Annotated in this window: 7 protein-coding genes; 4 read left to right on the top strand and 3 right to left on the bottom strand. The window is 72.6% G+C overall.

Features of this window, described 5'->3' with window-relative positions:
- The first annotated feature begins 86 nt into the window (after positions 1–86).
- Positions 87–1,013 (top strand): 2-hydroxyacid dehydrogenase, encoded by a 927-nt coding sequence (locus C6361_RS25605; protein ID WP_107269247.1) that lies wholly within the window; start codon positions 87–89, stop codon positions 1,011–1,013.
- Positions 1,014–1,056: 43 nt separating this feature from the next.
- Here the strand turns inward: C6361_RS25605 and C6361_RS25600 are convergent, their stop codons facing one another.
- Positions 1,057–1,455 (bottom strand): PH domain-containing protein, encoded by a 399-nt coding sequence (locus C6361_RS25600; protein WP_107269246.1) that lies wholly within the window; start codon positions 1,453–1,455, stop codon positions 1,057–1,059.
- Between the two features lie 375 nt (positions 1,456–1,830).
- Between C6361_RS25600 and C6361_RS25595 the strand changes: the two genes are divergently transcribed.
- Complete coding sequence (locus tag C6361_RS25595) at positions 1,831–4,476, top strand: bifunctional diguanylate cyclase/phosphodiesterase (RefSeq protein WP_234358995.1); 2,646 nt, start codon at positions 1,831–1,833, stop codon at positions 4,474–4,476.
- 32 nt (positions 4,477–4,508) lie between these two features.
- Here the strand turns inward: C6361_RS25595 and glyA are convergent, their stop codons facing one another.
- Both glyA and C6361_RS25585 read right to left on the bottom strand, forming a co-directional pair.
- Positions 4,509–5,777 carry a serine hydroxymethyltransferase gene (gene glyA, locus C6361_RS25590; RefSeq protein WP_107258340.1) on the bottom strand — a complete coding sequence of 423 codons (1,269 nt, stop codon included), beginning with the start codon at positions 5,775–5,777 and terminating at the stop codon, positions 4,509–4,511.
- Between the two features lie 107 nt (positions 5,778–5,884).
- Complete coding sequence (locus tag C6361_RS25585) at positions 5,885–6,904, bottom strand: LacI family DNA-binding transcriptional regulator (RefSeq protein ID WP_107263914.1); 1,020 nt, start codon at positions 6,902–6,904, stop codon at positions 5,885–5,887.
- 507 nt (positions 6,905–7,411) lie between these two features.
- On the opposite strand from C6361_RS25585, the gene C6361_RS25580 reads away from it, so the two are divergent.
- Positions 7,412–9,874 carry a glycoside hydrolase family 2 protein gene (locus C6361_RS25580; protein ID WP_107269245.1) on the top strand — a complete coding sequence of 821 codons (2,463 nt, stop codon included), beginning with the start codon at positions 7,412–7,414 and terminating at the stop codon, positions 9,872–9,874.
- A gap of 135 nt (positions 9,875–10,009) precedes the next feature.
- Complete coding sequence (locus C6361_RS25575) at positions 10,010–12,013, top strand: cellulase family glycosylhydrolase (RefSeq protein ID WP_107269244.1); 2,004 nt, start codon at positions 10,010–10,012, stop codon at positions 12,011–12,013.
- The last annotated feature ends 38 nt before the right edge of the window (positions 12,014–12,051 follow it).

Here is a 12,051-nt window from a genome sequence, read left to right as displayed (position 1 = left end):
ACCGGCCCCGCCCACCGGCCCCGGCGGGTCGCGGCTTGCGAGGGCGACCGCCGGTACCCGGCCGCCGAGGACTATCGTCGGCGTCCGTGAAGGTGTGGATTCCCCATCCCGAAGGTCTGGAACTGCTCGGCGAGATTCCCGAGGGCGTCACCGTGGAGATCGCCCCGACACCCGACCGGCTCCCCTCGGACCCGGCCGGAGTCCGGTTCTGGGTGCCGCCGTTCCTCGCCCAGGCCGCCGCGGTGCCGATCGCGGCCAAGCTGCCCGACCTGCGGGTGGTGCAGCTGCTCTCGGCCGGGGCGGACACCTGGGCCGGCCGGCTGCCGGAGCACGTCACCCTCTGCGACGCGCGCGGGGTGCACGACTCGTCCACCGCCGAGTGGGTGGTCACGGCGATCCTGTCGTACCTGCGGTCGTTCCCGTTCTTCGCCCGCGCCCAGGCCCGGCACGAGTGGTCGTACGACCAGGTCAATCCGACCGACGAGCTGGCCGGCAAGCGGGTACTCGTCGTCGGCGCGGGTTCGATCGGTGCGGCCACCCGGGCCCGGCTGGCGCCGTTCGAGGTGGGCCTGACCATGGTCGCCCGGACCGCCCGCCCCGCCGAGCAGGTCCACGGCGTCGACGACCTGCCGACGCTGCTGCCCGAGGCGGACGTGGTGGTGCTGCTGGTGCCGCTCACCGAGGCCACCCGGGGGCTGGTCGACGCCGGGTTCCTCGCCGCGATGCCGGACGGTGCCCTGCTGGTCAACGCCGCCCGTGGACCGGTGGTCGACACCGACGCCCTGGTCGCCGAGTTGACGACCGGCCGGATCTCGGCGGCGCTGGACGTCACCGAGCCCGAGCCGCTGCCGCCCGGGCACCCGCTCTGGGACCTGCCCAACGTACTGCTCACCCCGCACGTCGGCGGCTCGGTACGCGGGCTGCTGCCCCGTGGCTACCGGCTGGCCGGCGAGCAGTTGCGCCGCTTCGTGGCCGGAACCCCGCTGATCAACGAGGTGGTCGACGGCTACTGAGCCGGACGCCCCGAGACCGGCGGGGAGGCGCCCGCCAGGAGAGTCAGTCGGCGGGCTGGCCCGGGGTGGGGCGGGGCTCGCCGAGCGGCTGGCCGCTGGCGGCGACCAGACCGGGCAGGTCGGCGGCCCGGACCGCGGGCAGGGCCGTCGTCCGGCCGTCGTGCAGCCGTACCACCGCCTGGCCGCGCGGGTCGGACGCCAGCTCCACGATCTCGGACCAGGCGATGCTGCGCTGGCCCAGCAGTGCCCGGATCCGTACCCCGTCACGGTCGGCGTCGGTGCCGGCCCGCCAGGCCCAGACGCCGACCGCCACCGGCACCAGCAGCAGCGGGGTCAGATACCAGCGGGAGCTGGCCAGCGGAAGGGCGCCGAGGAACGCGATGAGCGCGGCCACCCAGATTGCCTGGCTGTGCCGGAAGCGGAGTGTGCCGGTCTTACCCACCCGGCGATTTTCGCACCCCGGCCCGCCGGGTCGGGCGTGGGCCTCGGCCGGCCGGGCCGAGTGGGGTCGGCCGGGTGGCCGGTACCGCTGGCCGAGCCGGGGTGGAGCGGGCTTGACCGGTTGAGGGAAGATTTCCCGAGCAACCCGGAGTGGGAGACCCCTACCATTGAACCTCTTCAACCTGGGCAGCCCGGCGTACGCGTCCCGGCCGACGACCGCGACCGGGACGGACCGCAAGGGAAGGTCGAAAAAGGTTCGATACGTAACCATGCCCCCTGCCGATCGTTGGGGGTTGATAGGACTGGTTTCGGCCGTTCGGTCGGACCGGGCCTGACCTGCACCACGTCCGTGCCCCCTCTGCGAAGGCATCCCGCCATGTTCGTGGCGCACATCGCGGACGGCCGAGCCCGCCGGCTGGTCGTCCGGGTCACCGAGAGCGGTGCCCCAGTTCTCGCCGTAGCCGTCCTGCTCGCCGCCCACGTCGGCGCACTGCCGCCCTACGCCGCCGTCGCCGCGGCCGTCGGCATGGTCGCCGCCGCGGCCGCCGCTCGGCTGGTCCGGCTGGCGATCCGACTGCACCGGGGCGGTACCGGCTTCGGCCCGTGCCGGGGCGCCGGATTCCTCGGCTTCGGCCTGATCGCCAGCGCGCTCTCCGCGCTCGCCCTCTTCCTGGCGCCGCCCGGTGCCCGGTCGACGGTGGCGCTCGGCGGGCTGGTGCTGGCGTTCGCCCTCTACCTGCTCGGCATGATGATGCTGCCCGGCGCCGCGAGCACGGTGCCGGTACGGCTGCGTCGTGCCTTCGACGGGCTGAGCCTCGGGATCAGTCTCGCCTTCTCCGCCTGGGTGATCCCGCCCCGCGAGCTGCCGCCGCTCGCCATGGTCGCGGCGCTCTTCGCCGTCGTCGGCCTGCCGGTGGTCACCATCACCACGCTGCGGGCGTACGAGCACCGGCGCTCCGCCGCGTTCTGCGGCATCGGCGCCGGACTCGCCGTCTTCGGGCACTCGCTGATCGCGGTACTGATCGCCTACGGCGCGCCGGTGACCGCGCTGCCGCTGGTCGCCATCTCGCTGGTCGCCGGTCCGGCACTGATCGCCGCCGGTGCCCGCCGGGCCAATCCGGTGGCGCAGCCGAACGGTGCGCCGACCGAGCCGCAGACCACCCTGACCGCCTATCCGCTGCTGACCATCCCGGCGATCCTGGCGACGCTCTCCGCGCTCTGGCACCTGGCCACCGTCGGCCACTTCGACTCCACCTCGATCCTGCTGGGCCTGGCCGTGATCCCGACCCTGGTGGTCCGGGAGGTGCTGGTGATGCTGGACATCCGCCGGTACGCCAAGCGGCTGGCCGAGCAGGAGGCGCACTTCCGCTCGCTGGTCTCCGGGGCCAACGACCTGACGATGATCGTCGGCGAGGACCTGCTCATCCGCTGGCAGTCGCCGACCGCGGCCCGGCTCTTCGGGCTCTCCGACGCCGACGTGCGGGGTCGGGCGTTCCCCAACCTGATGCATCCGGACGACGCCGCCGACGTCACCCAGGTACTCACCGACGTGCTCGCCGGGCGTGACGTGCCGACCGGCCGGCCGCAACTGGTCACCGCCCGGCTGCTGGACGGGCACGGCGCCTGGCGGGACACCGAGTCCACGGTCAGCGACCAGCGGGCGGTACCCGAGGTGGCCGCGCTGGTGGTGCACGTCCGGGACGTCAGCGAACGGCAGCGGCTGGAGCGCAAGCTCAACGAGCTGGCCTTCACCGACGAACTCACCGGGCTGGCGAACCGCCGGGAACTGATGCGGACCATCGTGACCCAGCGGGCGGTGCCCGGGCACACCGGCGCGCTGCTGGTGATCGACCTGCACGGCATGTCCGGGATCAACGACTCGCACGGGCGGCAGATGGGCGACGCCGTACTCGCCGAGGCGGGCCGGCGGCTCAAGACCGGTGTCGGTGCCGCCGACGTGGTGGCCCGGCTGGGCGGGGACGAGTTCGCGGTGGTGACCGTGGACCGGCCGGTGCTGGCGTACGCGATGGGGACCCGGCTGCTGACCGCGCTGACCGAGCCGTACCCGATGCCCGGCGCGGTGCTCTACCTCGGCACCAGCATCGGCCTGGCCGACCTCTCCGGCGGGGACGGTGTCGACGACGTACTCCGCCGGGCGGACCTGGCCCGGCTGCGGGCCCGGCAGCTCGGCCGCAACCGCGTCGAGTGGTACGACGACGAGCTGGAGGAGCAGTTCACCCGCCGGCTCGACCTGGAGCGCGAGCTGCCCGGTGCGGTGCAGCGGGGCGAGCTGGACCTGGTCTACCAGCCGGTGCTCGACCTCGACGACCAGCAGCCGGTGGGGACCGAGGCGCTGCTGCGCTGGCGGAACCCGGCGCTCGGCACCGTGCTGCCGGCCGAGCTCCTGCCGGTGGCCGAGGACCTGATGGTGGTCGAGGAGCTGGGCCGCTGGGTGCTGGACACCGCCTGCCGGCAGTTGGCCGCCTGGTCGCAGCGGCCCCGACGGCTCTGGATGTCGGTCAACATCTCGTCCCGGGAGCTGACCGCCCCCGAGTTCGTCCGCTGGGTGAGCACCTCGCTGGCCGAGCACCGGATCGAGCCGGACCGGCTGGTGCTGGAGATCGCCGAACCCCGGGGCGGGGTGGACGTGCCGGCGGTGGTGACCCAGCTCGCCGGGTTGCGGGCGCTGGGGGTGCGGACCGCGTTGGACGACTTCGGCAGCGGGCAGGCGTCGCTGGCCCAGCTCCGCCGGCTGCCGGTCGACTTCCTCAAGGTCGACCGGACCCTGGTGACCGAGGGTGGCACCCGGGAGGGCGAGAGCAAGCCCTTCATCGACGTACTGGTCAGTCTCGGCAAGAGGTTCGGCTTGGAGATCATCGCCGAGGGCCTGGAGTCGCCGGGGCAGGTCGAGCAGGCCCGCAGGGCGGGCTGCAAGCTCGGCCAGGGGTACGCACTCTCCCGACCCGCTCCGGCAGAGCGGGTCGAGGCGTACCTGGAGGAGTTCCCGAGCCCGTCCCGCTGACCGCCGGACCGGTCAGCCGACGACCGGGCCGGTCAGCCGGCCGCGTAACCCGGCATCGGGTACGCCGCCAGCAGGTCCCGGACCTCACCGGCGATCCGGTCGAGGGCTGCCTCGTCGTCCTTGATCGCCGCGCTGACCGCCTCGTCCATCCAGGCCGCCACCTGCGGCATCTGCTCCTCGGTCAGCCCCCGGGTGGTCAGCGCCGGTGTGCCGAGCCGGATGCCGGAGGGGTCGAACGGCTTGCGCGGGTCGTACGGCACGGTGTTGTAGTTGAGTTCGATCCCGGCCCGGTCCAGCGCCTGCGCGGCCGGCTTGCCGGCGATGCCCTTGCCGGTCAGGTCGGCGAGGATCAGGTGGTTGTCGGTGCCGCCGGAGGAGAGGGTGAAGCCCCGCTCGACCAGCGCCGCCGCCAGTGCCTTGGCGTTGGCGACGACCTGGTGGGCGTACCGGCGGAACTCCTCGGTGCCGGCCTCCCGCAGCGCGACCGCGATGCCGGCGGTGGTGTGGTTGTGCGGGCCGCCCTGGAGGCCCGGGAAGACGGCCTTGTCGACCGCGGCGGCGTGCTCGGCGGTCGTCATGATCATGGCGCCGCGCGGGCCCCGCAGGGTCTTGTGCGTGGTGGTGGTGATCACGTCGGCGTGCCCGACCGGCGACGGGTGGGCGCCACCGGCGACCAGACCGGCGATGTGCGCGATGTCGGCCACCAGCACCGCACCGACCTCGCGGGCGATCTCGGCGAAGCCGGCGAAGTCGATGGTGCGCGGCACGGCGGTGCCGCCGCAGAAGATCAGCTTGGGGCGCTCCCGGCGGGCCAGGTCGCGGACCTCGTCGAGGTCGATCCGGCCGGTCTCCGCCGAGACGCCGTAGCGGACCGGGTTGAACCACTTGCCGGTGGCCGAGACCGACCAGCCGTGCGTGAGGTGGCCGCCCATCGGCAGCGCCATCCCGAGCACCGTGTCACCGGGGGAGAGGAACGCCAGGTAGACGGCGAGGTTGGCCGGGGAGCCGGAGTACGGCTGCACGTTGGCGTGGTCGACCCCGAAGAGTTCCCGGGCCCGGGTGACGGCGAGCGTCTCGATCGGGTCGATGAACTGCTGACCCTCGTAGTAGCGGCGGCCCGGGTAGCCCTCGGAGTATTTGTTCGTCAGCACCGTGCCGCTGGCCTCCAGCACGGCCGTCGAGACGTAGTTCTCGGAGGCGATCATCCGCAGCTTGTCGTGCTGCCGGGTCGCCTCGGACTCGATCAGCGTCGCCAACTCCGGGTCGGCGGCGGTCAGGCTGGGAATCGGTGGTACGTGCACGGTGGTCGTCCTCCTGGCTTGGCTCCGCCTCGCCGCCGATGCTATCGGTTGCCCGGCCGTCGCCCGCAGCCGATGCCCCGGGCTCGGAGCCGACCGGTGCCCGGGGCTCAGGGCTGCCGGGGCGGTGCGGTGCTGCCGCGCGGGATGAGGTGCGCGGTCTCGTCCTGGAAGTCGCCGAGCGGCTGCCCGGCGATCGCGGCGAGGAGCCGGCCGGCGGCGTGCGCCCCGTACGCCGGGATGTCCCGGTGCAGCGCGGTCAGCGACGGGTGCACGAGCTGGCAGAGCGGCGAGTCGTCCCAGGCGACGATGGAGACGTCGGTCGGCACGGTCAGCCCCATCTCCTGGGCGACCGAGAGTCCGGCGATCGCCATCACGTCGTTGTCGTACACGATGGCGGTCGGCCGGTCGGCGGAGCTGAGCAGGCGTCGGGTCGCCCGCGCGCCCTCCTCGCCGCTGTAGTCGGACGAGACGGTGACGGTGCGCTCCAGCCCGAGCCGGCGGCAGGCGGTGCCGAACGTCTCGGTGCGGATCTCGGTGTGCAGCAGCCCGGGCAGGCCGCCGACCCGGGCGATCTGGCGGTGGCCGAGCGCGACGAGGTATTCGAGCACCTCGGTCAGGGCCACCGACTCGTCCGACCAGACGTAGTCCGGCCCGCCACGGTCGCCCGGCCCACCGATCACCACCGCCGGCAGGCCCAGCTCGGCCAGCACCGGCAGCCGGCGGTCGTCGATCCGCAGGTCGCAGACGAGTACGCCGTCCACCCGCCGCTCGCCCCACCAGCGCCGGTAGACGGCGATCTCGGCCTCCGGGCTCGCCACCACCTGGAGGGTCAGCGCGTACGACCGGGCGGAGAGTTCCGCCTCGACCCCACTGATCAGCTCCATGAAGAACGGCTCGATGCCGAGGATCCGGGCGGGCCGGCAGAGCGCCAGCCCGACCGCGTTGGCGGTGGCTCCGGAGAGTGCCCGGGCCGCGCTGTTCGGGTTGAAGCCGATCTCCTGGGCGATCGCGAGAATGCGTTGCCGGGTGGCGTCCGAGACGCCGGGCTGCCCGTTGAGGGCGTAGGAGACGGCGCCCTTGGAAACCCCGGCCCGGCGGGCCACATCCGCGATTGTCGGCCGCTTCACCCGGCGCTCCTTCGTCTGCGCCGACCCGAATTCGCAGCGGGCCGGTCGGCTCACCCGCACGCCGGGTCGTGCTGCCGCACGCGCGCAGCAGAGCCCGCGCGGACCACGGGAGTGAACTTTTCCGGTTAAGCATAGCGATGCGGCAATCTTGCCGACAGTGCCGGCCGGCTCGCCGGGCCGGTGGATAGCGCCCCGATATTTCGAGGTCGGGAACGGCGGCGAAGGCCGGACCCGGATCGTTCGGCCATCGATTGTCGGCCATTCCTGGCCGAATTGCGGACCGTTGACAGGGCGGAGGGGCGCCCGTACGGTGACGTTACTTATCCGGTTCAGTCGACATCTCTCGATGTCTTGAGCGTGCCTCCCGGTGCGGCGACGGTGCCCTCCACCAGGGACGGCGCGCCGAGGTCGCGGTCGGTCAACCGTATCGTCGCCGACCCGAGGGAAACGGTCGGAGTCGCGACCCGGGGGAACGGTCGGTCACGACCTGAGGAAGATGAGGTGCCCGTGACGTCCTGGCAGAGCCTGCACGACGGTTGGTTGCTGACCGCGATCGGCAACCCGGACGTTCCGGAGGCGGTCGCGTCCGCGCCGGTCCCGGCCACCGTGCCCGGCTGTGTGCACACCGACCTGCTCGCCGCCGGACTGATCCCGGACCCCTATCTCGACGAGCACGAACTCACGCTCGGCTGGATCGGCCGCACCGACTGGTGCTACCAGACCACCTTCGGATGGGACGGCGGCGGGGACGCCGACCGGGTCGAGCTGGTCTGCGCCGGCCTCGACACGGTGGCCACGGTCACCCTCAACGACGTCGAGCTGGGCCGCACCGCCAACATGCACCGGAGCTACTCCTTCGACGTCCGTTCGCTGCTGCGGGTCGGCGAGAACGTGCTGCGGGTGCGGTTCGACTCGGCGTACCGGTATGCCGAGGCGGAGCAGCGGCGGCTCGGCGCCCGGCCGAAGGCGTACCCGACGCCGTTCAACTTCATCCGCAAGATGGCCTGCAACTTCGGCTGGGACTGGGGCCCGGAACTCGTCACCGCCGGGATCTGGCAGGAGATCGGGCTGCGGAGCTGGCGGACCGCGCGGCTGGCCGAGGTCCGCCCGCAGGTCACCGTCGCCGGCACCGAGGGCCGGGTCGAGGTACGCGTCGAGGTCGACCGGGCCGCCGACGACGAGCCGCTCACCGTCCGGGCCGCGCTGGCCGGCGAGGTCGCCGAGACGGTGCTCGGGCCCGGGCAGCGCAGTGCCGAGCTGACCGCCACCGTCGCCGACCCGGAGCTGTGGTGGCCCCGGGGGTACGGCGCACAGCCGCGCTATCCGCTCGCCGTCACCCTGCACGCCGGTGACCGGGAACTGGACGGCTGGCAGCGGAAGGTCGGCTTCCGCTCGGTACGCCTCGACACCGCCGCCGACGAGCACGGCTCGGCGTTCACCGTCGTCGTCAACGACCTGCCGGTCTTCGCCCGGGGCGTGAACTGGATCCCGGACGACTGCTTCCCGCACCGGGTGACCCGGCAGCGCTACGCCGAACGCCTCCGCCAGGCGTGCGACGCGAACGTCAACTTCCTGCGGATCTGGGGCGGCGGCCGGTACGAGTCCGAGGACTTCTACGACCTCGCCGACGAGCTGGGCCTGCTGGTCGGGCAGGACTTCCTCTTCTCCTGCGCCGCGTACCCGGAGGAGGAGCCGTTCCGCACCGAGGTACGCGCCGAGGCGGCCGAGCAGATCGTCCGGCTGGCCAGCCATCCCAGCCTGGTGCTCTGGTTCGGCAACAACGAGAACATCTGGGGCTGGCACGACTGGGGCTGGCAGGAGGAGCTGGCCGACCGTACCTGGGGTGCCGGCTACTACTTCGAGCTGCTGCCCGGCCTGCTGTCCGAACTGGACCCGAGCCGGCCTTACTGGCCGGGCAGCCCGTGGTCCGGGCGGCCGGAGATCCACCCGAACGACCCGGCGCACGGCAGCATGCACATCTGGACGGTCTGGAACCAGCTCGACTACACGCACTACCGGGACTACCTGCCCCGGTTCGTCGCCGAGTTCGGCTGGCAGGGCCCGGCCAGCCATGCCACGCTGCGCCGGGCCATCTCCGACCCCGGCGGGCTGGCCGAGGACTCGGCCGCGATGGCGCACCGGCAGAAGGCCGGCGACGGCCGGCTCAAGCTGGCCCGGGGACTGGAAGCGCACCTGCCGGCGCCGCGCGACTTCGACGACTGGCACTACCTGACCCAGCTCAACCAGGCCCGGGCGATCAGCGTCGGGGTGGAGCACCTGCGGTCGTACCGGCCGATCTGCATGGGCAGCGTCGTCTGGCAGCTCAACGACTGCTGGCCGGTCACCTCGTGGGCCGCCGTCGACGGCGACGGCCGGCGCAAACCCCTCTGGTACGCGTTGCGCCGCGCGTACGCCGACCGGCTGCTCACGATCCAGCCGAGGCAGGGCGGGCTGGCCCTGGTCGCGGTGAACGACGGCGGCGCACCGTGGACCGGTCGGGTGGACGTGACCCGGCTGACCCTGGCCGGCGAGCCGAGGGGCAAGTCGTCGGTCGAGCTGTCCGTGCCGCCGTACTCGGAAATCACCTGGCCGCTGCCGGCGGACGTCGCCGGCCCGGACGACCCGCGCGCCGAGCTGCTGGTCGCCGATCCCGGCGGGGACGGCGAGCGGAGCTTCTGGTTCTTCGCCGAGGATCACGAGCTGACCTATCCGGCGGCCGACTACGACGCCACCGTCGAACCGTCGCCGGAGGGCGTACGGGTCCGGGTGACCGCCCGGACGATCCTGCGCGACCTGCTGCTCGCCCCGGATCGGCTCGACCCGGCGGCGGAGGTCGACGAGGCGCTGGTCACGCTCTTGCCGGGGGAGTCGACCACCTTCACCGTACGGTCCGCGGCGCGGCTGGACCCGGCGGCGCTCACCGCCCCCCCGGTGCTCCGCTGCGTCAACGACATGGTTCCGCGGCACTGAACGTGGTTCCGCAGCACTGAACCTGGTTCCGCAGCACTGAACCTGGTTCCGCAGCACTGATCCGTCGCTCTGGTTCCTCGCACTGATCCGCACCCCTGTTCCCGGACACCGCTCCCGGAAGGATCACCACCGCCCATGAAACGCCATGTCCCGCTGCTGCTGGGGCTGGTCGGGCTGCTGCTCGCGGCCTCGCCGGCACCCGCCTCCGCCGCCCCGCCCGGCTCGCCCGACCCCGCCGGCTCCGGCCGGTCCGCCGGGTTCGTCGTCCGCCACGGCGACCAGCTCATGCTCGACGGCAAGCGGTTCCGGTTCGCCGGGACCAACAACTACTACCTGATGTACAAGTCGCGGGGGATGGTCGACGACGTCTTCGCCGACGCGAAGGCGGCCGGGTTCACCGTGCTGCGGCACTGGGGCTTCCTCGACATCGGCACCCCGGGCGGGACCGACTCGATAGCCGGGCCGGCCGACGGGGTCTACTTCCAGTACTGGGACGGGGCGAAGCCGGCGTACAACGACGGGCCGGACGGGCTGGAACGCCTCGACTACGTCCTCTACGCCGCCCGGCAGGCCGGGATCAAGGTGGTGATCCCGCTGACCAACAACTGGCGCGACTTCGGCGGCATGGACCAGTACGTCCGCTGGCGCGGCGGGCAGTACCACGACGAGTTCTACACCGACCCGGTTATCCGGGGTTGGTACAAGGACTGGATCTCGCACGTGCTGAACCGGACCAACACGTTGACCGGGGTGGCCTACAAGGACGACCCGACGGTGATGACCTGGGAGCTGGGCAACGAGCCGAGGTGCAAGGGCTCGGGCGTCTATCCGACGTCGCCGACCTGCACCCCGGCGGTGTTGACCGCCTGGGCCGACGAGATGACCCGGCACGTCAAGTCGGTCGACCGCCGGCACCTGGCCAGCGTCGGTGACGAGGGCTTCTACTGCGACGACCCGGCCAGTTCCGACTGGACCGTGAACTGTGCCGAGGGCGTCGACTCGGTGGCGCTGACCCGGCTGCCGGCGGTGGACGTGGTCTCGTACCACCTCTATCCCGACCACTGGGGCACGGACGCGGCCTGGGGAGTCGAGTGGATCAAGCGGCACAACCGGGACGCGCGCCGGCTCGGCAAGCCGGTGATGCTCGGCGAGTTCGGCTACGTCGACAAGGCGACCCGGAACCCGGTCTATCAACAGTGGACGGACGCCTTCATCGCCACTGGCGGCACCGGTTTCCTCTACTGGATCCTCTCCGGCATCCAGGACGACGGCACGCTCTATCCGGACTACGACGGCTACACCGTCTACTGCCCGAGCCCGGTCTGCACCACGCTCTCCAACGCGGGCGACGAACTCGTCCGGGGGCAGCGCTCCCGACCGCCGGTCGCCGACGCCGACACCGCCGTCACCGAGTCGGGTACGCCGGTCACCCTGACTCCGGCGACGAACGACATCGCGTACCGGACGACGGTGCGGCCGGCCAGCATCGACCTCGATCCGGCGACGGCCGGGCAACAGCGCGCGGTGACCGTCGCCGGGGGCACGTTCACGCTCGACCCGGCGACCGGGACGGTGACCTTCGCTCCGGCGGAGGGCTTCCAGGGCCGGGTGGTCGCCTCGTACACCATCCGCGACCAGGCCGGTCGGGTGTCGAACCCGGCCGAGCTGACGGTGACGGTCAAGCCCGCCCCCGGTGACCCGATCCTGATCGCCTCCTGGGAGAGCGGTGTCGAGGGCTGGGCGCCCGGCAACTGGCAGACCGACGCCGGGACGGTTGCCCAGACCACTGACTTCCACACCCACGGCTCGGCCGGGCTGCGGGTCGCGGCGACCGGTGGCGGCTGGTTCGGGGTGACCCTGCCCGAGCCGGTGGACCTGTCGGCCAAGGCGACGCTCAGGTACGACCTGCGGGTCGACCCCACGGTCGGCACCTCGACCTCCATCGCGGTGCAGACCGGGGAGGGGTGGGCCTGGTGCCAGTCCACCTTCGGCTGGGTGTCGCAGGGCACCGAGACGACGGTGACGGTCGACCTGCTCACCGAGATGTCCTGTGACGCGGCGGCGCTGGCCGACGTACGCGGGATCCTGATCTGGGTCAGCCCGGGAACCCACGACCTGGACCACCTGCGCGCCGAGTGAGCCGAAAGGCGGGGGCCCTTCCTGTCGTGGACAGGAAG

This window comes from Plantactinospora sp. BC1 (assembly GCF_003030345.1).
Lineage (GTDB): Bacteria > Actinomycetota > Actinomycetes > Mycobacteriales > Micromonosporaceae > Plantactinospora.
Note: the sequence above shows the minus strand (reverse complement) of the source record. Positions and strands in the feature narration are given on the sequence as shown.

Coding starts and splice junctions, on each gene's coding strand:
- C6361_RS25595 (WP_234358995.1), top strand. CDS start 1,831: ATGTTCGTGGCGCACATCGCGGACGGCCGAGCCCGCCGGCTGGTCGTC.
- C6361_RS25575 (WP_107269244.1), top strand. CDS start 10,010: ATGAAACGCCATGTCCCGCTGCTGCTGGGGCTGGTCGGGCTGCTGCTC.